This window comes from Arthrobacter crusticola (genome assembly GCF_004357995.1).
In the GTDB taxonomy this organism is placed as follows: Bacteria; Actinomycetota; Actinomycetes; order Actinomycetales; family Micrococcaceae; genus Arthrobacter_D; species Arthrobacter_D crusticola.
In genome coordinates this window covers 781394-805090 of the sequence record NZ_SMTK01000003.1, presented here as the reverse complement: position 1 = coordinate 805090, position 23697 = coordinate 781394, and the positions used below count along the sequence as shown (strand labels likewise).

The following is a 23697-nucleotide window of genomic DNA, read 5'->3' as shown; positions in this document are numbered from 1 at the left end:
CGCTGACACCGTCGTACACTGGGGTCACAACCAAGAAGTCACTCACCGGCAGATGAAGACAAGTCCGTTAGCTTCTTCAGTCCAAAAATCAGCCTCATACAGAACCGCCGACGCCTGCCATGCTGCGAAATGCTGGCGGCATCATCGCGACTAGGGCAGTCGCAAGAGCGCATCGCCGCCAGGAACACGTGTTCTTAGCGGCGATTGCAAAAGGTCTCAGGGAGATCAGGAACTACACGTTGAAGCGGAACGTCCCCTATATATAGGTGGGGAGTTGCAGGGCGTTGGATTCCGCTAGATTCCGGGCTTCTGATGGTTGGGGAGAAGTGGTGGAAGTCGAACCCTTGCGGACTTCTTGCGGACTGCAGGTGGCGGAAGGGCCCCATGCGGCGTCGCTGATGCGGGGGCCCTATTTCCCCCCGAGCACATGGCTAGCGTGTTCGTATGAGCGCCACGACGGACGCACTCCTCCGGACCCTCGACCGCACCAGCGAAGGCTGGAGGGAAACCATCATCAAAGAGCGTCTAGGTATGCGGGCGGCGGCGGCGCTTCGACTCTCCCCGTTCCTGGAACCCGAGGATCCCGTCTACATCGATGGAGGGGTTGCCTACACTCACGATTTGCCGGATGACACGTGCAAGAGTCTGCCCTGGGATACGCCCCACAGCGAACTGCATATGTCATTCGAGATCATCGTGTTCACCAAGTCGCTCTGCTTGTTCGATTCGGGGTTCTTCCGCCCCAACAAGCCCGAAGGGTTGCAGGTCGCGAGTAGAAGCAGTCTGCAGGAGCTTCGGTTATATGCCCCGGACGACCCCGCCCATCAGGGTCACTCGACTGCGGTCAGGTTTGCAAACGGCCTGTTCTTCTACGTACCCGTTTGGCAGGAGACCCCCACCCCGAGACGGTGGCAAGCGCCAAGAAGCTGGTCCGGACTCTCGTTGCGGACCTCGCCAAACGGTCAAAATAATCGAACCTGTGTTCTACTTTGAACCGGAGGCAAGGACCGGGATGAGGTGTGGCGTGCTGTGGGGCAGAACAAGCGGTACGGGGCCGCCTCCGTCGACAAGTGGCTTGAGGGGTGTGTTCTGCGTGAGGAGCCCATGTTGCTTACCGCGGTCGAGGTGGACCTGCCCAATGACCCCGCTCACATTTCGACAAGCCACGCCGCGTCTACGTTTGGGTTCGGTACCCCACCAAGGCTGTCCGGATCCAAGCACACGCTATTGCCTGGAACAGCAAAGCCGTAAAGATCCGCTTCCTCGAGCCCGCCATTCAGACAGAACGCGAGGGGTGGGTGTGGAGGAACGCAGTCACACCGCTGCCACCTTAGAGGTGCCTTTTGCGGCTGGCTACAGCTGCGGATGCAAATCGGTGAGGCGCACTGCTACTAAGATCTTGTTGTCGCGGCCGTCGCGAGTTCGAGCCACTCGTTCGTTAAGGGAATCACATGAAGAAAATTGTTGCAGTGTTGGGGGTAACGGCACTGTTCTTGTCCGGATGCTCAACGAATGAAACGTCAGCTACTGCTCCGTCGGTTGAACCGGCTAAACCTTCCGCTACCGCAACTCCGAGTGAGACCGGATCTGACGAGCCCGAGCGGTCCACCCGGGGCAACCTAGTGAAGGTTGTGGGGCAAGGAGGCGGCCGAGCGAATGAAGCCGGCGAACAGCTTGTCGACTTCGTGGTTAACTCAATCTCCGTTGACGTTCCTTGCACGGCCGAGTTTGCCACCGCGCCGGAGAACGGGCATTTCGTGGTTCTAGAGATGGCAGTGGAAACATCGCCAAAGCTAGCTGAGGACATCAACCCTGAGTTCTACACCGGCGGCTGGAAAGCGATAGCAGCCAACGGGACCACCTCTAATGTCATCCTTGGAACCGGTGCAGCATACTCCTGCTTCCCACAGTCAGAACTGTTGCCAAGCCTTATCGGTCCGGGTGAGAAAGCAGTCGGCAAAATAGTTCTCGATGTCGAAACACCTGAAGGGGTCCTTGTCCTCGAAGATTCTTGGGAATGGACGTATCCACAAGGTTCGTAGAGCTGAGTCAGCCCCCGTCCTGCCCCGACCCGTGGGTGTTGGGGTCGGCGTGTCAAGTCGAGCCAAGTGTGCCGTCGCGCTTCACCGCAACCGTGGGCGAGCCTCGCCCAAGGAAGAAAAAGCCCCCACTCGGTGAAGGGTGGGGCGCAACTCTGCTGCCGCTACGATAGGGCGGTCTCAAACGAACGAATGATCACAGGTTGGGGAACAATAGATGGCGCGCATAATCATGCCCGTAACGCCCGTCCTGCAGAAGCGGCTGCTCGATGCACGGATCTTCATGACGCTGCGCGGAGGGCCGATCGTTGCGAAGCAATTGACGGTGGACTCCACTGATGTGATCGAGCAGTACGCGGGCTTCTACGGCGGGCACGCGCTGTGCACTATGGGCTCATTCAGCTACAGCATGTCCTGGCTTCCCCCGGGTTTGAAGGTGGGCCGTTACTGCTCCATCGGCAAGGGCCTGGACATCCCGTGGACGCGTCACCCTTACGAGTGGGTCACTACCTCGAACGTCACCTATGAGAGAGGTGGTGCGCTCCTGTCCGCCTATTTGGAGGACAACCCCGGAGGTCTGACCTCGAGGTCGATCAAGGGGTTTCAAAAGCCCCTGCCTGTCATCGGCAATGACGTGTGGATCGCCCAGGACGTGACCATCAACAAGGGCGTCTCCATTGGGGACGGCGCGGTAATCGCTGCGGGAGCTATTGTGACCAAAGACGTCGCCCCGTACACCATCGTGGCGGGCGTCCCAGCCAAGCCCCTGCAGCCCCGCTTCCGCCCGGATTTGGCTGCGGAATTGCAGGATCTGCGGTGGTGGGACTATGAGCCTACGGACTTCTCACACCTCGACCTGACCGACCCGGACCTGTTCGTGAAGCAGTTCGGCCGTATGAAATCGGAGTTGGCCCCGTTCCGCCCCAGTACGTGGACTGGGGCGGAACTCGCCGCGGATCTTGCCGCCTAAACGATGATGGCGGTGAGTGCTCCGCCGCGCATGATCTGTCCTGCGGTTGAGTGTTGCACGGTGGCCGCGCCGATTCTCGACGCCTACGCTATGCCGGCTGCACTATCGGGGTGGTGAATCCTGCGATGAGGTTGCCGTCGATCATCCCGCCCGTTGAGGTACCGGAGTAGAGGATGCCCACCGGCCGTGTCTGGTCTTGGATCAATGAGTTGCTCGATGCCTTGACCCAAGTGCAGGAATCCACCGCAATCGGTGTGTTCGTAGAGGATGTTCCGCGCATACCGCGCAGCGTGTTTCCCGTGATCGATACGGCGGCGCAGGAAGTAACAGGCGGATCGCGTATCCGTCATAATCTCGGATCACATTGGCGCTGATGATGCTGTCAAACGAGCCGACGCTGAGGGAAATGATTTGGTGGTAGCAGCCCTCTACAGTGTTCCCTGGGATCACGGCCCGGTCCACAGCAACCCCGAAAAGCAACCGCCGGACAGTCTTGGCAGTGTTCCCCGTGACGGTAAGTCCGGTTGTGTATGCGGCGTAGATGGGGTTTGCTCCGGCGCTGGCAGTCGGGTCTGACGTGCACTGAACAAACCTATTGTTTGAAATTTCCACCGCGGACGCCTTACCCCAGTGGTTGAATCCCCGGATACGTAGATCAGGTTGGGCGAGGTGTTCGCGGAAGTGTATCCCTCGAAGTGGTTCCCACTCACCCTGATATTTCGCGGCACCAGCGGCACCGCATAGGTGATGTTCGATGCCGTGTTCGCCACGTCGGCCAGGGCCCGCCCAAGGTGGGTGCGGTAGAACATGATCCCTGTGGCCGGCTGGTTGGTGGTGGAGATGAACCGGTTGTTCACCACGGAAACCCCGTCCGCGGCGACGAAGTGAAGGATCCCGAAGTAACTGCTTGTCGTGTCCGATACAGCGTCCTGGATCAGGCAGTTTGAGACGGTGATGTTGCGGTAGTAGCGGCCCTCGATGGAAGCGTGGCTACCCACCGGGTTCGGCGCCGGGTAGGTGGTCCCTCCAACCGTGAGCGGCAGGAACCGGCACCCATCAACGATGACGTTGATGGTCGACCCGCGGCACTTCTACGCCTCTGGACTTATTGCCTCGGGGTGTGATGTCGTCACCGTACAGGGGGCACTGGGCCATGCGAAAGCGACCACAACCCTCAATACCTACTCGCACCTCTGGCCTACCGCAGAGGACCGCACTCGCTCCGCAGCCGGGGCCATGATGGCGGAAGCGTTGGCGATTCCTGCGGGCTCAGTGCGGACTGGCGTGACGTTCTGACCCCCTGACTAGGCCTTATGCCGTTTCCCTACACGTTGAAGCGGAACTCAACCACGTTCAGTAGCCGATAAACCTCTGCTTGCAGGGGCGCTCGAGGCTAACCCTTACTTTTGATGTGACCGGACCGCAGCACCCACTCAGACCCCTGACGTGCGGCTGCTGCGTTGTGGCTGGTTCTCGTGCTCGGCTACTGGATGATGGAGTCAATCGATCTGGGGGTCGTTATGGGATCGGCGTGGCGGTGGAGAACCTTCCAGTCACCGTCTTCCAGAAGGAAGATCGTGGTTACCCTCAGGGCTATCGGTGACAGCTCGTCGGATCCGCCGATCTTCACCCGCGTCCGTTCCAGCTCCACGATGTATGCCAATTCGGTGCCGATGAACTCTGAAATCCGCTCGAACCTGGTCGGCTCACCTTCGTGAAAGTGGGAAATCGCGTGATCCATCGTCCTCTCTACGCCATTCCAGCCCCGAACCGGCGGGCCGAGAGGATTGGCGAGAGTGACGTCATCCCGCTTCGAAATCAGCTCCTTCATCGGCGCAGAATCTCCGGTGACGACCGCATCGAGCGCATGATGGTACCGCTCCACGATCAGATCAACAGGAGTTGACATTGGTACCCCAACCTCCGCTCTTGCGCCCTGCCGCCGAGCGGCCGCGACACTACCGCCATGGTGGCACCGCCTCAGGAGGACGTCCAGTAACTTTCGTTCACCCTCAAATCCGATGCGGAGCTTCGGGGAACTTTTGGAAGAGAAATCCCCTCCCACGCCCAAACTTAAACTCCGCCAGGTCGCTCTCGCGGGCTCGGTTACGGTTCACGAGTCCTATCCTGGGTCGCCGGCGTGCTCAACAGTGCCGTTTCGTGCCCGCCATCGAGGAGCGCCCGGGCACGGCATCGGTGGTCGTTCAAGGTGGTCGGGTCCATGTTCTCAAGCAGGGAGACGATCATCCGCATGCGCGGGTTCGCTCTCAGGACCGCGCGGTGATCCTCGACAAATGTCCAATACAAGCCATCCCAGTCGGCCATCCACTCCCCCGCAGGAAGATCTGACATCTTCCGCAGATAGTTGCTCCCCGACACATAGGGTTTCGTGGTGATCTCCTCCCCTGCAGCGAACTGGCTCATCGCGTAGACGTTGGGAACCATCACCCAGTCGTACGCGTCGATGAACATCTCCATGAACCACTCGTATACCCGGTCGGGATGAACCCGCAGCAGGGACATCGCGTTGCCGAGCACCATCAGCCGCTCGATGTGGTGGGCATACCCGGTGGCAAGCACGCGGGAGATGACCATGTCCACGGGCGCCAGCCCGGTGCTCGCATCCCACCACCCGTCCCCGAGTGCGTTCTGGTGCCCGAGGTGGTTCGAAGTGCGCATCTGCCGGCCGCTGGTCCGGTAGGTGGCCCGCATGTATTCACGCCAACCGATCACCTGCCGCACGAACCCTTCCAGGGAGGCGAGTGGGGTATCGGCATCTGCACCCTCGAGTACCGCTCCTACGAGGACCCGCGGGTCCAGCAGTCCGATGTTCAACACGGCCGTCAGCAGGCCGTGCGCGATGAACGGATGCGCGGTTGAGATCGCGTCCTCGTAGGGCCCAAACTCGTTCAGTCGTTCCCTGACGAACTCCTGCAGGTGCTGACGCGCTTCGTCCCCGCTGGTGGGCCAGGCGAACAGGTGGGGGTCACCCGGAGCGTCCGGAAACTCAGCACTGACCCAGGCGATCGCGAGGTCCACCTCACGATGCATCCCGTCACCGGCTCCGTCCCCCATCAGCGCTTCAATATCAAGGGTCCCTTCGCGTTGGTGGACGGGATGGCGGGCGAAACGGCCCACGATGTGGGGGGTGTAACCGCGGGGAAGTTTCTTACGGTTTTCGGCATCGAAGGACCACCTCCCGCCGAGGGGTTCCCCGTCGTCGACCAGAATGCCGAGTCGACGACGTTGCCACACATAGAAGTCCTGCATTCGGGAGTCATTTTGCGAGAACCAGTGGTCGATCTGCGCGCGGTCGGTGAAAAAGTTCGGTGTCTCGAACACGTCTTCCCGGCGCATCGGGTATCCGCCGTCGGCGAGCGCCGCGAAAAGATCCCGCTCGAGCCAGTCATCGACCACGTCGAACCAGGTCACCTGCGCCGGGTTGCGGTTCCGGATGAACCCGGCGAGCTGATCGGAGGAGCTACTGTCGGCATCGCTTCTGAGGACTTCGACCTCGTAGCCGTGCTCGCTCAAGCGGCGGGCGAAGCGGTTCATCGACGCGCGATGGAGCACCAGCTTGTGGGAATGGAACGCGTACTGGCGGAAGAGAAGGTCATGCTCGATCAGCACGAAGACGGTGTCACCAGCGGCTTCGAGATGCTGGTCGAACAGCTGATGCGGCAGGACGAGGCGCACACGCAGGCCGGAGTTCATGCCTAACCATAGGCCGGCCCGGGCTGAGAGGACCGAGGTACCAGATGGCGAAGCGGAACTCGCTTTCTACCCGGTAACCGCCGTTCCCCTACACGTTGAAGCGGAACTCGACCACGTTCCGTAGGCGAATAACCTGTGAGCGGGCCTTCGGCAGGTCCTCAGGTAGCCAACTTCCTACTCGCTCTCCACGGAGTGTGAAAACAGCTGGAAATGCCATTCGAGCACCGCTGGGAGCCGGAAACGAAGAATCAGTCGTCCGGCGGAACTATTCTGACTTTCGGCGCCGACTGTTCCGGGTGATCCGAGCCACCTTGCTCGCCGCACCCAGATAACGTTCAGCAAACCCCACTGGTCAAACATGAAATGCGTAGGCAGAATGTGAGTGGTTTCCGCGCAGCCCAGCGCGCAGGGTCCACCATCGCCGGTCTCAATACTGCATTTCCCGGAAAGGGGCGCGGGAACCGTGTCTATGAACAACCAGAAATCCGCGAGAGCGTTTAGGAGTTTCTCCGCCGCCACTGCACTGGTCCTCGCGGCCGCAGTCACCACAGGCTCCGCAGGCATCGCCGCCCCCGGCCTCGCCTCACCGGTCACCGCCCAGTCCGAGATGCCCATGGCCGAGGGCGTGCCAACGATCACCGGCACCCCAGCCCGGGGGCAGACACTCGCAGCCGACCCGGGAACATGGGCCCCGACCGACGCCCAGTACACCTATCAATGGTTCTACGGCGGCACCCCCATCCCCGGGGCGACGAATGCCACCTATGTTCCCGATGAACAGACCGTCGGCTACGCCCTCACCGTTCAGGTTTCCGCCACCGCGCCGGGCTACATCCTGACCCTGCGGGAATCGGCCGAGACTTCCAGGGTCACCGCCCAGGAGGCGGTCGAGAACTTCACCGCACCGAGGATCGACGGGCTGGCCACCCAGGGATACGTCCAGCGCGCCACCCCTGGGACCTGGACCCCTGGTACGACGGTGTCCTACCAGTGGCTGCGCAATGGGGTGCCGGTACCCGGGGCCACCACATACTCCTACAAACTCGGAGCCGACGACTACAGCCGGCAGATCTCCGTGCGTGTCACCGGGTCCCTGGCCGGGCGCACCCCCACCATGGCGACCTCCGCGCTCACCCCGAGGGTGAACCGCTACATCGTTCACAACACGGCGCTGCCGGTCATCACCGGCACACCGGCGCGCGGGCAGGTCCTGAGCGCCTCGACCGGCATCTGGCGAGGGGACGGGCCCTGGACTTTGAGCGGAACCTACTCCTATCAGTGGTACCGCGCCGGGGAACCGATCATCGGGGCCACCGCAGCCAGGTACACCCTTGTTGCCGCCGACGTCGGCAGCAGGATCCTGGTGAAGGTCACCTACCGTCCGGTGGACTACACCCCCAGGTCCGTCCTCAGCGGGGAGACCCGCCCGGTGACCCTCCCCCTCATCTCGAACACCGCCCTGCCCACCTTCACAGGAACCCTGAAGGCCGGATACCTGCTCACCTCCCGGCCGGGCACATGGACGCCCGGGGTCACCCTCAGCTACCAGTGGCAGCGCAACGGGGCCAACATCACCGGCGCAACCGCCCCAACCTACAGGCTGAGCACCCTCGACCGCGGCAAAGGCATCCGGGTGAAAGTGATTGCCCGCAAGGCCGACCACACCTCAACGTACCGGCACAGCGCGACCAAGGTGATCCTCTACTCCCGATAGGCCTGCGTGACAGGGAAGTCCCAAGGGGCATCCGATGGCCATAAATTCACTTTGGATGAGCGATGCTCCGGTGGGTGAAATTCATCCTCGCGTCATTTAGTCGATTCGATGGCAATCGGTTCTAGTCGGGTATGGAGACCGCACGTTCGCTTTTCCATTGACGAAGTTTCTCGCCCCAATACAACAATGACCGGCCCCGAACCTGCCAAAGCAGGCGGAGCCGGTCGTTGTACGAGTCACTTAGCTCACCCGAGAATCCCCGGGCCAACTCGCCACGTAAAAAGCTAGGCTTCAGACGTTGAACCTGAATTCCACCACGTTTCGTAGCCAAAAAACGTCTGTGAAGCTGACCTACTTCTCGGCTGTGTCCGCGCCGCCATCCTTGAACCCGCTGACTTTGTGGTCGGCGCGCTTTTTGGGTCTGAACAGCCCTGCGACGCTCTCCCCCGCTGAGCCTGCCGTACCAGCAATTGCACCGCCCGTTCCCTTGAATTTGTCGCGCGCCTGCGGCTGGTCCGGGATCCCGTCACCGTCAGTGTCCAAGCTCCGGAACGGCTGGGTCACCGCGCCGGCCGCACTTCCCACCCTGGAACTCACCGACCCCGCCGCACCAACTATGGCGCCGCCGAGGCCCTTGACCCTGGTCAGCGCCTGCGGTTCATCCGGAATCCCGTCCCCGTCAAGGTCCACCCTGCGGAATGGTCGCGTGGAGGTGTCGGCTGCAATCACTACGCCCGCTCCCACTGCTGCAGCTCCTGTCACAACTCCGCCTCCCACTGCGGTGGCAGTGCCAGTCACCCAGGTGCCTGCGGTCTTCGCCGCGTCCTCCAAGGCGGCGAGAGCACGATTCTGTTCAACCTCGCCGTCATCGGCGTCGGCCTTCTCAGGAATGGCCAGATGCCCTGGAAAGTCGTCCGGCGCAGCAGGGAATGCGGTCCGGGCAGCGTCAATGACCTCAGCGCCGAACACGAATCGCGCGACGCCTCCTACCAAGGCTCCAGCTCCATAATCGATTGCCGCCTGCTGCTTCCCGTTCAAGTTTTCCCGCACCGTGTCGAGCTGGCCCGTCTGGATGGTCCTAACTAGACTCTGCGCCGCCCCGGAAGGAAGCGTGTCCGCGAGGGTGTCCGCCCAATGCGACCAGTCCTCGCGGTTAGCGGCGACCTTCTGCCCGACGCCGACGGCGCCTTTCGAAGACACTTCAGCGAGGTCGGCAGCCATCGTCGCGATTTGCTGCTGGCTGACGCGGCCATTCGACAAGCCGTAAATAAGGGCGTGAGCCTGCTCCTGATCCAGATCCATTCCGTGAATGTCGGCGATTGCGAGTCCAAAGATCGCGGTGATTTCGAACTGCAACTGCTCATCACCCGCCGGGAGGAGGGCCGCGACCCGCTGAGCACCGGTTTTCGCCGTTCCGAGCGCCATATTCTTCGCCGCCACCTTCGCGGCTTCCTTACCCATATGTTTCACCGCCTCCCTGCCCGCCTTCTTGGCGGCCTTTTGGCCCGCACTCTTGGCACCCGCGGCCGCCGCACCAACGCCGGGTATCATCGCGATGCCTACATCGGCTGCGATCGCACCGACGGAAATGACAGCACCTGCGGTGGTGATCGAGGTGGCGTAATGACGCTCGAGCACCCTGATCAACTCGGCGGGCGTCGCGTCAGGACGCCTCCGGCGAAGCCTCAGGACATACTTGCGGGCTATCGAGTGACGAGCGCTGACCGCCTTCGCAATTTCGCGCGCGACCACCTCGCCGGAAAGCTCGGCCTCCACGGTCAAGGCTTCGATTTCGGCCATGAATTGCTCCTCGCTCGTTATAATTCCACGGATGATTGTGAACACAGATATCGGGTGAAAGTCGTCAACACCGCTTCCGCGAGTCTATTCGTGGAACTTGCGTGGCTCGGTCGGGACACATTCGGATTTCGTCGACAATGAGGCTCGCCCTCGATACAACGACACCCCCAAACCTACCGAAGCAGGCAGCGCCGGTTGGCCTGGGGTTCGACTCGTTCACTAGGGAGACCTTCGGCAGTCGCGCCAGATCGAGATCCAGTGTTGAGACACTGGACCCAAACTCCATGGTGTCGCCACAATTTGAAGCTATCTACCCGCCTTAGGACAGCAACGCCAGTGGAGGAGGTCTCTCGGCGGAGAGCCCCGATCGTCCGGGCTCAGGCCAACGGGGACAGTCGTCCGATTGTCCACCGAAGGCAAGGACGGTCTGTGCCGCCAGGTCGCAGCATGCCTGAATAAAGCCTTCGGCTCCCATGAGCCGCATCGAGTGCTTCCCGCCGGCAAGAGGCCAAAGCGCACCTGAGTCGTTCGATACCAATCGCGGATCTCCTCCGTGGCTGAGGATGTTGCGGAGCTTTCTCATGTCGGCCAGGTACGCCTGCAGTTCCTGCGTGCCGCTATAGACCCTCCATCGCGACCGGTTCCCGGCCGCGCCCGGAGTTCTCGTGCGGACGCCCCAACCATCTGCAAAGATCTGGACCCCGAGCTGCTGCCCAACTTGCCTAAGTCTGTCCGGGTTCAGCGGCAAGTGCCGCGTCTGTGAAGGGTCAAGGGAAAGCGCGTCGTTGAAGAAAGCTTCGACGGCCGCATACGTCATCGTGAAAATGCCCCAACGAAGCGCGTACTGCTTTGATGAGCGGCCGAGCGGCTCCCCGTCCTTCCCATCTAGTCCTTCGATGTCGCGGTGAAGAGTCACGAGCAGAGAGGGATTAACTAGACCATCGGCAAGTGAGTTCGCGGCTTGGATGACGGTCGGTAAGTGAGAATGAGCAGGCATATGTGGGATCGTATAGGTCACCTGCCAGTAAATGCTCGACGTAAGCAGCGAGCCCTGCCACCGTTTCTTCTTCCCGGGGCCCACGGGGAGCATGAACAGCTGTAAGGAAGCGATAAATTATCGCCATGCCGATCGGTGAGGTTCTTCCGATCGGCAGTATTTCGGGACTAGGAAGCAACTCCTCCCGAATCCGTTATGGCCGATAGGCACTTCCCGTGACGGAGCAGGTGACGCAGGAAGAAGGCACTCCGCGTACGTCTTCATCGTGCGGGACAATCGTGCATCGGCCTCCGATGGGAGTCCTAGCGTTGAAACTTCCGTCGCAGGGTGAGCGGTGAGGGACCGGAGAATGAACCCAACGCGTCCGGTAACGGGGCACGACCTGAGCTTCAGTTGAAGAACTCGGTCCGCACAATTAGGACCTTCATTCACCCTGGTTAGCACTGCCCCTGACCGGGCGGACCAAACCTGTGCGGGTGAACAGAGCCCGGCGGCTGACGCTCGTTCTCCCCGTGGAGGTAATACGGGGCCGTCGACCCTCACGTACTGGATGGAGGGTACAAAATCAGTCGCGCGCTCCGCGGTCTCGCGATCAGACCCACCAGTGGATTTGCATTCTTCCAATACAACCACCGATGCGCCTTGCCGGGTAAGCCTGGTTCTAACACCGCTTATGCGACGAAGGTGTTCTCCAAGTGCCATCGGAAAAAGGGCGCTGACTTGTCGTCGTGTTGGAGGCATTCGTTGCCGGCGAGACCATCCAGTAAGTAGTCGATGTCGGCCGTCACGGACCGGGACGAACGGACGACCTCGCCATCGGCATTGACAGCGATCAGTCCTCGTTCATACAGGCTGTCGCAACCAAGCAGGCAAATCAGCATGGCTACGGAGGCGAAGTCTTTGCGTTCCTCTTCACTGCACGCCCACCGCGGTTTGATATGTCCAGCAACGAGTAGACTCTCCGGCATTTCACGTTGGCACATCGAACACCGCAACGGTGATTCCTCGAGGAGGACGGCGCGTAGGTACTGCTGTTCCACTCTTCGCTTCGCCAGCATAAGCTTGTCCGTCTCGGTCAGGTCTGCCCCTGAGAACGGCTCTGCATAGCTGTTGATGTCCGTCTCGGGGATTGCAGTGACATCGATGGCAGCCAGCTTTAGTAGCTTCTCAGCGGTGCTTTCCGACAGCGGCGACAGGTAAATGCCCCGCTTCAACCCTCCATGCTTGTTGAGCGGACCGGTGCCACCCCACTCGATGAACGACACGTCTTTCCTCCGGTCTATTCTCAAGCCGCTGGCAAGCGGTTCGACCAGGACGAGCCAGCCGTCGTCTTTTTCGGTCCCGCTTTCTCTGTCCTGGTAGCCGGGTGGACGGTAGGTGACGGCGGGTTCGCTGACAATGATGCTGACAGTTCTGATGAACTGACCGTCATAGTGGAACACTACGTCGCCCGGACGCGTGTTCCCAAGGGCGGCGGAGCCTGCTCGACGAGCCCCCTTTGCGTCGAAGAAATTGGTCCATAGAGTTCCTTTCACCCGCTCGAAATTGTTGGACTGATTCGCCCACCAATAGTTGGTCACTTCATCGTCCCTTCGGCTGGTCATGGGTAAAAGGTTATCCGGCTCTTCAGGGGCGGGGGAAATGGCGCGCTGACGTGAATTTCGTACCGCGTTCCGGTGGCGCTGTGCAGCAGGATACAAGTTCGGTAATTGTCCGCGTTGCTCATCTATACGACAGAAGAGCCCGTCTCAGTGCGTTCCTGGAGTGCCGTTGACCTCGCCGTTGGCATCATTCTGGGCCGGAACAAGTGCAGCTAGGACGCAACATCCTAACCACCTCGACCTAGTTGACCGGGTTGTTTCCCCTGCGTTCGGTCATTGTCGTCCTCCGTCAGTCACCTCCGTCCCCCTACAGGGCAAATGGCCATTCGCACACCATCACCATCACCTGAAGGTCGAAGTTCTTTCTGCGGTACCCCAGCAGCTCATGAACCTCTTCCGGCGCGACGCACATTTTGACGCCTGGATTCTTGAAATACGCGAACGGCGGGTATTCCAACACGTAAGCGCCCTCGAAAAGGGAAGCATCGACATTGTCGATCTGATGGGCGATGTCCATATGCGCCCCAAGAATGCAGCGGAGGTCGGCCCCGCCCTCGTGGTCACCGGCTTCAACCTGCGCCCCGGTCTCCTGCCAGCTGCTTATTCCCGCCCGGATTGAGCAGCGTCGCTCCGACGGTGTATCTGGCCCGTTCAGGCGATCCATCATGTCGTAAAGGACGGACCCAAAGTAGCCTAGTAGAGCGACTCCAACGAGCTTTGGACCACCGTTCTTTCCTACGCTCACAATGTCTCCAATCACTTGAGCCCGCATAACAGGCGTCGGCCGCCCAACCCTCGCTGCCTGGGCGGTCAAGATAGGTTCACCATCCCATAATCGCTCGGTCGGCGCTCCGTTTCGGATTCCGGCTATGCTGTCGTCCCAACCAGTACTAAGCCCACCTTGGGGAGGTGGCCTCCGTTGTCCGCCTATGGTGGCTGAAATCCCGCCGTTGGAGGACCCCTTGACCACCGCACCTGAGACAGTCGCCACCTACTCAACCGTCGATACGCCCCGCGACGCAGCCGACCTCGCGGCACTGCTGTGCCACCCCGAGCGGGACCACCCGGTGGTGGTGATCTCCTCAACGAGGGAGGGGCCACGGATTGATCCGGCCGCCGTCGCCAGGCGTCTCGGAAACAAGGCCACGGTCTACCTCCTGGCCACACCTGCGGTGGCCTACCCGTTCGATGAGGCCATGCCTGAGGAGACGTCCGTCTACGGCGGCGCCGCCCGCTCCTACCCGACCGGGACCGCATGGCACACCAACCAGAGAACCTCCGTGCTCCGCCTGGCTTACTCGGATACCGAGGCCCGCGACGCTGTCGACCTCCTCGCCCAGGACATCGACAAGATGGATCCGTACGCGCCGCCGGTCACCACCTCGAGCACCCCGGCCCGCTCAACGGTGCCCGACGCCGTTGGGTGCGAAGTCTCCATGCTGCTGCCCCCGGACGGGGCGCTGGTGAAACTGGCTGACGGCATGGCCCGCATCGACACCTCCACCCTGGCCCCGGGGATCGCGCCGGAGCGCCTGTTCACGCCGGGCCAGAAGCTCACCGGCACCGTCCGGGACGGGCTGCTGACCATCACCTCCGGCATCCATACCGTCGCCGAAGCCGTCGCCCACGCCCGCGCCGGCACCATCCACCCGGCCCTGGTCCTCAACGAGAAGCGCATCGCCCTGTTCCCCGGCCTGGTCGTCCGCCACGCCTCCCCGATGACGCCGGGCAGTGTCATCGCCGTCCGCGTCGAACTTTCCGGCCGCGCCGACGGCAAGGCCTGGAAGTTCTCCACCGCACAGGACCCTGAACCGGAGTCAATCACACCGGCCCTGCCGTTCTGCGTCGGCGCTGAACCCTGGATTGCCTGGAGTCCTCAGGCGGCGCAGCCGCGTGTGGAGACCGCTGAATTCATCGAGCCTGCGGATCCGCAACCGGGTCCGGAAGGGGAAGAACCTGCCCCAGCTGAAGATGACGTGCCGGGCACGGCCGATGAGGTTGAGACGCCGCCTGCGTCCGCGCCCCCCGCTGCCCCGCATACCGACGTCGCCTCCGCTCTAGAATTGATCCGGACGACGCTGCACGATCTCGACGAAACGAACCGCCGCCTCGAAGCCGAGACCGCCGCGTTGCGTCATGCGGCTTCCAACCAGAAGCCGGCCGGCCCGGTGCCCTCCCCCGGGCCCGGCGGCGCCGCTCTGGACCAAGCCCAGCGGCAGGTTGCCCTGCTGACCCGGGAGCGGATCGAGCTTGTCGGGGACCTTACGCGGGCGCTCGGTGATGCGGACACCCTGGCCGCTGAGAACACCGCCTTGGCCCATGAGAACGAACGCCTGCGCGAAAGTGTCCGTACCGAACAGACCCGTGCTGCCCGTGCCCGTCAGCTCTCCCGGGAAATCTCGGCGGGCGCAGACACCGGCCCGCTGTTCGCCGACCCCGCCGACCAGTTCCGCCACGAGGTTTACGTGGAGTGGGCGACCCGCATTCCGGCCGCCTCGAAGGCGGAGATGCCTCTGGCGGACTACGGCTTCACGGAGAGCTTCCTGCCCAGCGTAGAGAAAATCCAGGGCGTGGACCGTTCCAAGATTGTCGCGGTCGCGGTGGAGGTGCTCACCGGCATCGCCGACACTTCCTCCGGCCGGGACATGCACAGGCTCCGCGGTGGGCCCAAGGCCGGTACCGGCTTCATCGAGCACGCCGAGCATGGCACCGCCTGGCGGGTGGCCCTGCAGGTCGGCACGGCGGCGGCCCGGCGGCTGCACTTCTGGCGCGGCACCGACGGCAAGATCACGTTCGCCACCGTCGGTATCCACGACGACATGGGCATCTGAACAGAACAGCGTCTCAGGACCGCGCTTCCAAGGCACCTCAACACAGCGACCAATAAAACCGCTTCCCCTAGCGAACAACAGTGACGGGTTTTGTCTGCCAGCTAGGGAAGAATAATCGGATGGCGCAAACGACGGACCGGGAAGCTTTGATTATGCCCTCCACTCGGCAGATTAATTTCTCAGGCGCGGGAGCCGCGGCTTCCGCGGCCCAAGCCCTGACGCCCATCTCCCCCAACGCCGCCATAGCCGAACTCGGCACCTCAGCGGTGGCGGCCCGAGCCCTGGAGTCGATCAGCCCCTCCCTCAACGCCTCCATCGCCAGCAATCTGGGTGATGGCTTCGATACCCCCGTCAGTGCTTGGCTTGCTGACTATCTCGTGCAGGAGTTTAATTCTCTCTCCGAGCAGTCACCTCGAACCCGTGGCAGGTGGGGTCGAACAGTAAATAAGTGAGGCCTGATAACGCAGTTTGGGAACATAACTGGGCCCGACGACGCGGTTTGGGCAAGTCCGTCGCTAACCAATGGGCGGCACGCGTTGCCCCGGCATACATAGGACCCGCACGCCGATATCCCCCAACGCGTGGTTAACCCGGCAAGCGTATATGCTTCCCGCGAGACTGGGACGCAATTTAGGGGGAGCTCAGTGGCAAAGACCAGCGGCGAAGACAAGCGGATCGGTCAGCTGAAGGACCATCATCAGCACAACGCGATGAGGAGAACCAACGATGATCGTCGACGCTAGCATCACCAGCGATCACCGCAACAGAGCACAGGACGCTGCTCTCGTCGGCGTCGGGCCTCGCGTCGCGGTCTGGAAGGTGCGGGATTTGCTTGCCGACGAGCGCATCCGCATCCCCGACTACCAGCGGCCTTACGCGTGGAGTGCGCGCAATGCGGCCGAGCTCGTGGATGACATCAGCCAATTCACGAGGACGGGCGACTACCGCATTGGTACCGTGATCCTGCATGCACGCCAAACCGAGGAAGGCGAGGTGCTCGACATCGTCGACGGGCAGCAGCGCCTCACGACGCTGCATATCCTCGCTCGAGCACTTCGAGACACGAAGCATGACCCGGAGTCACGAAAACTGGCACCGCTCATGCTCTCGCCGTTTGGTGCAGAGCACACTGCGCAGCAGGTCCGCGAGAATGCGCGGCACATGCAAGATACCGTCCGTACGTGGAGCGCGGAGCGCGTGCGCAACTTCGCGGATTCCCTCTTCTCCCGATGCGAGGTCGTCGTGGTTACATTGGCGAACCTCGATGAAGCCTTTCAGATGTTTGACTCCCAGAACTCGCGTGGACGGTCCCTCTACCCCACCGACTTGCTGAAGGCATTCCATCTTCGTGAAATTGGAAGCGGTCTGCATGACGCCGCGGCCAAGCGAGAGCTGATCGAATTGTGGGAGGAGATCCCCGCAACCCACGTGAACGCACTCTTCAGCGAGTATCTCTTCAAAATTCGTCGATGGGCGAGCGGCCGCAACGTGCCTCGGGAGGGATTCACAAACGATTCGATCGCCATGTTCAAGGGCATTCGGGAGCGAGATGCCGCGAACCTTGAGAACCGGTGGGCCCGACCGTTTGTCTACGCCAAAAACTTCACCGATGATTACCGCTCCCAGAACGCCACACTGGTGCAATTCGGGATGCTCGAACCCATCGAATACCCACATCAGATTGATCAACCGGTCTTGAACGGCGAAACTTTCTTCCGCATGGTGGCGCACTACTACGCGCTTAGCGTTCGCCTCGGTCTCTTGTCCTTTTGCGACGACAACCTGCCCAGCGATATGCACGACTCACTAGGCGAAGCACGTTCGGCCGTGCTTGAAGGCATCGACCGCCAGAGTGGGCCCGGAGGCAACCGATCTCGGTATGCCTATGTTCGCGGGCTGCTCGACGCCCTGTTGTTGTATTACACAGACAGGTTCGGAAACCAGGATAGGGATGCCTTCGCTGTGCTCGCAGGACGCTTCATCATGATTCCTCGCGCGCAACTTTACGCCGTGCGCCGAGAGTCAATCAACGACCACGCCCTCGGAACGAAAAAAGGTCCCACCTCGGTGAACTTCTTCCACGAAATCCGCGACGCCCGTACCAGTCGCGAAGTCCTTCGCCATCCCATTCCTCGCCCCCGTCCGTATGGCACAGATGAGTCAAGATTCAATGAGGCAGACGTGGCCGCGATGGATGCACTCTGGACCGTCCGGTCGGAGTCCGACGCATGACCGGGCAGCCGCGGTTCGTGACCGTGCGCGAGCTTTTTGACGGCACGCGTCAGTTTCGCGTGCCAATCTATCAACGCGCCTACACATGGGAAAAGCGAGATATTGAGATTCTCATCCGTGATGTCGCTAGCGTGCTAGGACGCCCGTCCTACTACATCGGCTCTCTTGTGCTGCACGAGGGTCGCGACGTCGAGTCGGACCGCTCGGTGTTCGAGGTCGTCGACGGCCAACAACGGCTCACCACACTCTTCATCACGATGACACACCCCGCGCTTCGTGGGAGGCTGAGCGGCTTGCTGAAGCCATTCGAAATAACGGATCAGCTGCTCTCGTTCGAAGAACGTAAACGCTCGAATCTCGACCTAGGAGCCCTCGCCCGTGCGACTCCTGGGGGGTCCGTCCAGCTGCAGGAGGACGGTATAAGGGCAGGCGCCGACGCGGTCATGAACCTGCTAGGCAATGAGCAACGCCTGGCACGCGTGCTCTTAGATCAGGGCATCCCGGGCCATACGCAATCCGAGTTCCTCGTCGACCGCGTGCTGTCATTCCTACTCGATAACGTGCGGATCGTCTTGACAGAGCTGCCCCGACATACAGACCTCAACCACTACTTCGAGGTGATGAATACCCGAGGGGAGCAACTCGAGAAACACGAAATTGTGAAGGCGCGCCTACTTGGACTCTTCGGTGACGATATTAAGCACAGGGCCCTGTTCGCATCGATTTGGGATGCCTGCTCAGACGTCACGCGGCACGTGCAGGCGCGCTTCAATACAGCTGATAGGTCCCGACTGTTTGGTGACCCTGCCCGGAACAAAGACACCGGCTGGAGCACGTTTCTCCCTAGCAACATCGAGGAGCTCGTAGCCGCTGTCCAACAACCCAGCAACGAGCCCCGCCAAAACGTAGTCGATCTTGACTCTGTCCTCGAAGCCTTGGACGACTCCACCAGCGCAGTCGATTCCCTGTTCGACGACGATGATGCCAGCCGATATGGGGCCATCATCGACTTCCCTAACTTTCTGCTACACGTGCTTCGGCTGCATACCAGTGGAGGTGCAGGCGGCACATCAGGAATTGCGCTCGACGACAAGCGGCTTGTAGTGCAATTCGAGCGGAGCGTCACGACGGCGCAAGGGGCGCTGGACTTCGCTTTTAGGCTGCTTCGCACGAAGTTTCTGTTCGACAACTTCATCATCAAGCCACTCGACGAGCCCGGAGATAACGATGGCTCCAATTGGGTGATTCACAGCCGGCACTACACGCAATCTGGCACTCGTAATGCAACCCTGTCGTCTCGGAATCCATTCGAGCAGAACGAGAATCAGCAGGTGCTCATGGCACAAGCAATGTTCCAGGTCACACACCAGGGCAGGATCTACAAGGAGTTCCTCTACAAACTACTCAAGTATCTCGACGGCGCATGGACGCGGTTTCAGAAGATTGACGGCGGCGCCTTCATCCAGCAGATCCACCGGATGGCTGAGCAGGATCTCGATGCCCTGGACCTGCGCACAGGAGACGGGCTCGACAGCGGCACGGGTGTCCCGCACTTCGCACTAAACCTGCTCGACTACAAACTCTGGTTCATGCAGCAAAGTCGCCAGGTCGCCGTCGACCTGCCATCGGTCGCTACCTCAGGATTCCGGTTCGCGTATCGCACGTCGATAGAGCACTTCCTCCCAACAAACTTCGCCGAAAGCGATGAGCAACGCTCTGTGGTGAACGACTTTGGGAACCTGTGCCTAATGACGAGGACGGAGAACTCTCGGCGCTCGGACCACACCCCGGACTGGAAGGTGGAGAAATACGGCGAGGTCGATCAGAGTCTGAAGCTTCACTACATGTGCGCCCTGCAGCGAATCGAAAAGGCATGGGGGCCCGAGCAGATCACCCGGCAAGGAGGACTCATGCGGAAGGTGCTCTTCACTCCGCTGCCTACATAGCCACGGTCGGGCAGAAGCACAAACAGTTCGACGGTGAACGCGACCATACAAGGAGTAAGTCGGTGCGGGGAGGCCCGTCGTTGACCGAGCAGAAGCCCGGCGACCCGGCAATGGGAGAGGTGGTGGAACTACCAACGCGAACCAAGCGTCACTGCTCGGGCTCAACCCATAGCTCCAGCTCGGCGAGCATCACCTCTTTGGTTGGTGCATCGACAGTGTCACCCGTATTCGGATCGTCGACCTGTGATCCCAGGTAGCGGTCGACCAGCGTAAGCGATACCCGATTGTACGGAGGGTTTTCCCGCCACAGAGTTGCTGGGGGGCGCACCCCGAGATCCTGACGGTTTTGCATCTCATATTCCGGCAGGGTGCGCAACGAGATACGGTGCGGCTCCCCGTCACCGAGACTGACCTCCACCGTGCGAACGCGGTCCGCACGCATGTAGGAAACCCAATCACTGGCGTTGCCATTAACTACGCACAATAGAGCAATTGGTTGAGGACTTGTGAAAGTCAGTTCGATCCAGTCTGTGGGGGTTTCAGCCGAGTCTGCTCGGGAGGACTCAGTTTCTGGTACCCACCCAGAGCCAGGGCGACCGTCGAAGGCATTCATTTTCCTTCGGCTTTCCTCATTGAGCTCGGACGACGCTTCGACGGTTGCTGTGCCCTCTGCTTCCATAGTTGCAACGTCTAGTAGCTCCAGGCCCCGAGGATCCTCACACGTGGGCTCCACGTAGTGCCACCGACTCAACGCCTGGTCGAAAAAAGGAGTAAACGGTGCCAACGCGATGGCAATCACCACTCCGAGAATCGTTAGCACGACTTGCCCGAACATCTTGGCCAGCCATCCGAGCATCTTGGCCGACCACGACTTTTTAACTGGGGGATCAGTCATGGCTGATCCTGGGCTCCTCCGGGGGGCAAGTCAAGGTTTCTGGAGGCGGATCAGGGACAAACAGGTAGCCGCATGAGAGTGCGTGTCTGCCTTTAGCAACGCCTACGACTTCAGGAACCACCGCACCCAAGCCCTCACCTGCTGGTTAGAGTTTTGCAACCACCGCCGCAACCACAGCGCCCTCGGAGGACTAGCACCCGTCAGCAGGTGCGACGAACCTGCTGGCTGAGTACAGCTCGTCTCCCACCATCAGCAGACATTGGATCGCCCCAACCGTCATGGACCTCAACGCTCACAACGTAAGGGACATTATGTTGTGGGCTTCTCGGAGCAGCCTTGGAAACGGATCCCGTGCGCGCGTTGCTTCTGCGTACTGGAATCCGCTCCGCAGCCTCTGAACCTTAGATTCGCCGCAAGTGTTCAGCTTCTACCGACTCGACGAGGCGCGGCGTTTCACAATCGCCATACCTTCCAAGTGCGCGGCCTGGAATGACCTCCACCTCTGTGCGAGAGCTCGATCCACGAGGCGGTAGCCGGACTCTGAGGGGTGCTTGACGAGTTCCGTGGTGTCGTAGCTGAGCCCTTCTGACGCCAAGAACATCCGATGCAGTTGGCCTCGCGGTGGTTCTCGGTGGACTGCGTCGGCAAGGGTTTTCACTATCAGTACCTCGCCCGTGTCGGCACATCTGACGGGCCCCTCACGAAATGCATCGGTGCGGAACTGCCTCGTGATGTCGATTGCTTCGAAGGTAAGTGCCTCGGCGACGCGCGCTCGCTGTCTCGGTGGGCTTAATACGTCGGAGTAACTGAACGGGATCAACCCCTCACGGCCGGTCTGTTTCGCGCGAAAGCCGTTAGATGCGTATCCCAGATCCCTGTTCGAGCAAACCACCCAATGTTCGATACCCTTTCCGATCTTGTCCTCCGCTTCGGGGTGTTCCCTTGCCAGCGCTGTAAGCAAACCAGACACATACGTGTCTGCTACTTCCTCTCCCACCTCAAGGCGTCCCAGTTCTTTACTGAGGATCTCCTTGACCTGACCTTTCCTGCTGAAGTGGTACTCACCAACCTGGTATTCCATTCACTCTCCAAAAACTCGAGATCCGTAGGGCTGCACCCGTCGAAGCAAACCAAGGGACTGCTACAGCAGGCAACCATACCCGGGCCAAATGGGTGACGTTCGCCTACCGTGGCCACGATATCTGTGCTGCTTCAACCCCGCACTTCTAAGTGCAGGCTGCCACGCTGGGTGGCCGCTCGCATCTTCTCGCGGGCACCGGCGGTCAAGGCCACGAGGCCGTCGAGCTCAATGCGCCGTTGACCACGGCCACAACCTGGACAGCAGGAAGCTCGCTGCTTCGGATGAGCCTGCGGATGAAGAAGGGGTGACCTGAAGTTCGCGGACGACCTTTGCCGGCGGGAGCAAAGCCCACTTCCGGCACTGCGAGCAGTTCCATTTGGAGCGCAGTGTGCACCCGAACCGGTCGGCTAAAGTCACCGCATGGGGATTTCTGAGGTGAGAGCCGATTCGCAGGAGCCTGCCTCAGCGCCTCGGCCCGCATGGGCCGCGGCAGTGACGGCCGGTGTGACACTGCTGATGCTCCCAGCCCACTTATTCCTGGTATTCCTGACCTTCGCTGCATTGGAAACCAACGACACCAGCGGGCGGGGCGGACCCTTTAAGAGCTGCACCACGGAATCCGTCGAGTGCACCAGCCCCAACTGGGCGATGGCCCTCATCCTGGTCACCATCATGCTGGCCCTGTGCCTAGCGGCGGGACGCGAAGGGTTCCGCCGCGGCAGGTGCCGTCCCGGCCGGTACCTCCTTTCCATGTTGACAGCCCTCAGCGCCGTCCTAGGCGTCGGCATGAATGTCTGGTTCTGGGCGGCACTTATCATCTAGGACAGGACCTGCAATCCGCATCTTTCACGTGGACCCTCCGCCCCCGTAGGCTCTTTGCACACCGAGTATCCTGTGCCGTCATCCTCCGTCTACCCGCCCCGAACGGGTAGCCCCACAGAAGCCGCCTATGGCGCGAACACTTCAACCTCTTTCCCGCCACAAGTGTGCGGCCGGGCCGGTCTCCCTCCACACCGCCGATGGTGGGCGTAGATACATTGGAGAAATGGCTTCACTGCAGCGCAGACTTGATCAGATGGCGAACTTGGGCCAGCGCGGCTGGCGTGACGACGTCTCCGAAACCCGGGGTCCTTGAGGTCCTCGCCGGCCTGCGGCAGGGCGGGCTGATTGGCCCCGACGCGATCCTCAAGGACATGGGCTCCCGCGGCTTCAGCCGTGCCGACCTGGCCCGGTTGAAGCTGCTCATCCGGAGAACCCCCGCAGCGGCGCCTACTCCTCGTTGAGGAGGACCCGGATGGTGTGAAGGACCAGCTCGCGCTGGCGGGCGGTGAGCCGGTTCGCGCACTCAGGCAGCACGAACGGTTCGGGCTCGCCGACAGGCACTCCGGCCGCCTCCCGGAGCCGGGTCACGGGAATGTTCAGGGCGACCGAAAACGCGTGCAGGATCTTTTCCGACGGGATCTCCGGTGCCCCGCGCAGGTACTTCGAAATGGAGGTGTTAGTGACCTTCACGCCCCGCATCTCGGCGACAGCCTGGATGCGGCGAGCCGAAAGCTTCTCAGGATTCGAATCGTTGAGCAGGTTGGAGAGGCTGCTCATGCCCCGCAGCCTGCCGGGCGGTATCGACGACGAGAATGGCCCTGACCATGATGTGGATTCAGCCACTCAACCGTGACGGGCTGGCGGCCACCATGCACCAAACCGGATTTGGGTCGAGCTTGCTGAGTGTGCGTTTCACCGACGATGAGTTCAAATCCGACCGTCACCGCCAGATAGCGAGGCCCTGATTCCCTCATAAACAGAGGGAATCAGGGCCTTTGCCCTGCCCGAGTCTGTCCCGCAGTAACGCAGCGGTAAAGACATCGGGCGCCGGGCTA

At 61.2% G+C, this 23697-nt stretch carries 19 protein-coding genes; 10 read left to right on the top strand and 9 right to left on the bottom strand.

All coding sequences use genetic code 11. The features are described 5' to 3' along the window. Positions 1-444: 444 nt before the first annotated feature. The 3 genes from E2F48_RS11610 to E2F48_RS11600 all read left to right on the top strand — a co-directional run bounded on the left by E2F48_RS11610 (position 445) and on the right by E2F48_RS11600 (position 3009). The gene (locus E2F48_RS11610) at positions 445-993 is read left to right on the top strand and encodes a hypothetical protein (RefSeq protein WP_133404089.1); all 549 of its coding nucleotides are present in this window, start codon (positions 445-447) and stop codon (positions 991-993) included. A gap of 458 nt (positions 994-1451) precedes the next feature. Further along, complete coding sequence (locus tag E2F48_RS11605) at positions 1452-2042, top strand: hypothetical protein (RefSeq protein WP_133404088.1); 591 nt, start codon at positions 1452-1454, stop codon at positions 2040-2042. A gap of 214 nt (positions 2043-2256) precedes the next feature. Continuing rightward, positions 2257-3009, top strand: coding sequence for a CatB-related O-acetyltransferase (locus tag E2F48_RS11600; protein ID WP_133404087.1), 753 nt, complete (start codon positions 2257-2259; stop codon positions 3007-3009). Between the two features lie 88 nt (positions 3010-3097). Here the strand turns inward: E2F48_RS11600 and E2F48_RS17350 are convergent, their stop codons facing one another. The 3 genes from E2F48_RS17350 to E2F48_RS11585 form a co-directional block, all read right to left on the bottom strand. Further along, positions 3098-3253, bottom strand: coding sequence for a hypothetical protein (locus tag E2F48_RS17350; RefSeq protein ID WP_165968749.1), 156 nt, complete (start codon positions 3251-3253; stop codon positions 3098-3100). A 1239-nt stretch (positions 3254-4492) separates the two neighbouring features. Beyond that, the gene (locus E2F48_RS11590; RefSeq protein ID WP_133404086.1) at positions 4493-4918 is read right to left on the bottom strand and encodes a YybH family protein; all 426 of its coding nucleotides are present in this window, start codon (positions 4916-4918) and stop codon (positions 4493-4495) included. Positions 4919-5115: 197 nt separating this feature from the next. Then, on the bottom strand, positions 5116-6723 hold the full coding sequence (locus E2F48_RS11585; protein ID WP_133404085.1) for a cryptochrome/photolyase family protein: 1608 nt from the start codon (positions 6721-6723) through the stop codon (positions 5116-5118). 469 nt (positions 6724-7192) lie between these two features. Between E2F48_RS11585 and E2F48_RS11580 the strand changes: the two genes are divergently transcribed. Further along, complete coding sequence (locus E2F48_RS11580; RefSeq protein WP_133404084.1) at positions 7193-8437, top strand: hypothetical protein; 1245 nt, start codon at positions 7193-7195, stop codon at positions 8435-8437. 351 nt (positions 8438-8788) lie between these two features. On the opposite strand, the gene E2F48_RS11575 is transcribed toward E2F48_RS11580, so the two are convergent. From E2F48_RS11575 to E2F48_RS11565, 3 genes are all read right to left on the bottom strand, one after another. Then, entirely contained in the window at positions 8789-10237 is a 1449-nt protein-coding gene (locus E2F48_RS11575; protein ID WP_246018866.1) for a hypothetical protein, read from the bottom strand. Between the two features lie 1668 nt (positions 10238-11905). Further along, positions 11906-12838: a hypothetical protein gene (locus E2F48_RS11570; RefSeq protein ID WP_133404083.1), complete on the bottom strand. Its 933-nt coding sequence runs from the start codon at positions 12836-12838 to the stop codon at positions 11906-11908. 304 nt (positions 12839-13142) lie between these two features. Further along, positions 13143-13580, bottom strand: coding sequence for a hypothetical protein (locus E2F48_RS11565; protein WP_133404082.1), 438 nt, complete (start codon positions 13578-13580; stop codon positions 13143-13145). A gap of 217 nt (positions 13581-13797) precedes the next feature. On the opposite strand from E2F48_RS11565, the gene E2F48_RS17345 reads away from it, so the two are divergent. The 4 genes from E2F48_RS17345 (at position 13798) to E2F48_RS11545 (ending at position 19844) form a co-directional block, all read left to right on the top strand. Then, positions 13798-15666, top strand: a complete 1869-nt coding sequence (locus E2F48_RS17345) for a hypothetical protein (RefSeq protein ID WP_165968748.1) — start codon at positions 13798-13800, stop codon at positions 15664-15666. 119 nt (positions 15667-15785) lie between these two features. Next, the gene (locus tag E2F48_RS11555) at positions 15786-16118 is read left to right on the top strand and encodes a hypothetical protein (protein WP_133404081.1); all 333 of its coding nucleotides are present in this window, start codon (positions 15786-15788) and stop codon (positions 16116-16118) included. Between the two features lie 274 nt (positions 16119-16392). Next, positions 16393-17898 carry a DUF262 domain-containing protein gene (locus tag E2F48_RS11550; protein ID WP_133404080.1) on the top strand — a complete coding sequence of 502 codons (1506 nt, stop codon included), beginning with the start codon at positions 16393-16395 and terminating at the stop codon, positions 17896-17898. Continuing rightward, complete coding sequence (locus E2F48_RS11545; protein WP_133404079.1) at positions 17895-19844, top strand: DUF262 domain-containing protein; 1950 nt, start codon at positions 17895-17897, stop codon at positions 19842-19844. Before E2F48_RS11550 ends, E2F48_RS11545 begins: the two co-directional genes overlap by 4 nt. Positions 19845-19992: 148 nt before the next feature. Here E2F48_RS11545 and E2F48_RS11540 read toward each other — a convergent pair whose 3' ends face one another. Further along, positions 19993-20739 (bottom strand): NADase-type glycan-binding domain-containing protein, encoded by a 747-nt coding sequence (locus tag E2F48_RS11540; protein ID WP_133404078.1) that lies wholly within the window; start codon positions 20737-20739, stop codon positions 19993-19995. Between the two features lie 427 nt (positions 20740-21166). Then, complete coding sequence (locus E2F48_RS11535) at positions 21167-21820, bottom strand: DUF3223 domain-containing protein (protein WP_133404077.1); 654 nt, start codon at positions 21818-21820, stop codon at positions 21167-21169. A gap of 420 nt (positions 21821-22240) precedes the next feature. Here E2F48_RS11535 and E2F48_RS11530 point away from each other — a divergent pair, with 420 nt between their 5' ends. Both E2F48_RS11530 and E2F48_RS11525 read left to right on the top strand, forming a co-directional pair. Continuing rightward, on the top strand, positions 22241-22642 hold the full coding sequence (locus tag E2F48_RS11530; protein ID WP_133404076.1) for a hypothetical protein: 402 nt from the start codon (positions 22241-22243) through the stop codon (positions 22640-22642). A gap of 281 nt (positions 22643-22923) precedes the next feature. Then, entirely contained in the window at positions 22924-23103 is a 180-nt protein-coding gene (locus tag E2F48_RS11525) for a hypothetical protein (protein ID WP_133404075.1), read from the top strand. Here E2F48_RS11525 and E2F48_RS11520 read toward each other — a convergent pair. Beyond that, positions 23090-23419: a hypothetical protein gene (locus tag E2F48_RS11520; RefSeq protein WP_133404074.1), complete on the bottom strand. Its 330-nt coding sequence runs from the start codon at positions 23417-23419 to the stop codon at positions 23090-23092. The genes E2F48_RS11525 and E2F48_RS11520 overlap by 14 nt on opposite strands. Between the last annotated feature and the right edge of the window lie 278 nt (positions 23420-23697).

What these genes read in the sequence shown, in the direction of transcription:
- E2F48_RS11570 (WP_133404083.1), bottom strand. Translation starts at nt 12,838, where the DNA reads ATGACCAGCCGAAGGGACGATGAAGTGACCAACTATTGGTGGGCGAAT.
- E2F48_RS11540 (WP_133404078.1), bottom strand. Translation starts at nt 20,739, where the DNA reads ATGACTGATCCCCCAGTTAAAAAGTCGTGGTCGGCCAAGATGCTCGGA.
- E2F48_RS11590 (WP_133404086.1), bottom strand. Translation starts at nt 4,918, where the DNA reads ATGTCAACTCCTGTTGATCTGATCGTGGAGCGGTACCATCATGCGCTC.
- E2F48_RS11550 (WP_133404080.1), top strand. Translation starts at nt 16,393, where the DNA reads ATGATCGTCGACGCTAGCATCACCAGCGATCACCGCAACAGAGCACAG.
- E2F48_RS11530 (WP_133404076.1), top strand. Translation starts at nt 22,241, where the DNA reads ATGGGGATTTCTGAGGTGAGAGCCGATTCGCAGGAGCCTGCCTCAGCG.
- E2F48_RS11600 (WP_133404087.1), top strand. Translation starts at nt 2,257, where the DNA reads ATGGCGCGCATAATCATGCCCGTAACGCCCGTCCTGCAGAAGCGGCTG.
- E2F48_RS11585 (WP_133404085.1), bottom strand. Translation starts at nt 6,723, where the DNA reads ATGAACTCCGGCCTGCGTGTGCGCCTCGTCCTGCCGCATCAGCTGTTC.
- E2F48_RS11605 (WP_133404088.1), top strand. Translation starts at nt 1,452, where the DNA reads ATGAAGAAAATTGTTGCAGTGTTGGGGGTAACGGCACTGTTCTTGTCC.
- E2F48_RS11555 (WP_133404081.1), top strand. Translation starts at nt 15,786, where the DNA reads ATGGCGCAAACGACGGACCGGGAAGCTTTGATTATGCCCTCCACTCGG.
- E2F48_RS11575 (WP_246018866.1), bottom strand. Translation starts at nt 10,237, where the DNA reads ATGGCCGAAATCGAAGCCTTGACCGTGGAGGCCGAGCTTTCCGGCGAG.
- E2F48_RS11520 (WP_133404074.1), bottom strand. Translation starts at nt 23,419, where the DNA reads ATGAGCAGCCTCTCCAACCTGCTCAACGATTCGAATCCTGAGAAGCTT.
- E2F48_RS11580 (WP_133404084.1), top strand. Translation starts at nt 7,193, where the DNA reads ATGAACAACCAGAAATCCGCGAGAGCGTTTAGGAGTTTCTCCGCCGCC.
- E2F48_RS11545 (WP_133404079.1), top strand. Translation starts at nt 17,895, where the DNA reads ATGACCGGGCAGCCGCGGTTCGTGACCGTGCGCGAGCTTTTTGACGGC.
- E2F48_RS11535 (WP_133404077.1), bottom strand. Translation starts at nt 21,820, where the DNA reads ATGGAATACCAGGTTGGTGAGTACCACTTCAGCAGGAAAGGTCAGGTC.
- E2F48_RS11610 (WP_133404089.1), top strand. Translation starts at nt 445, where the DNA reads ATGAGCGCCACGACGGACGCACTCCTCCGGACCCTCGACCGCACCAGC.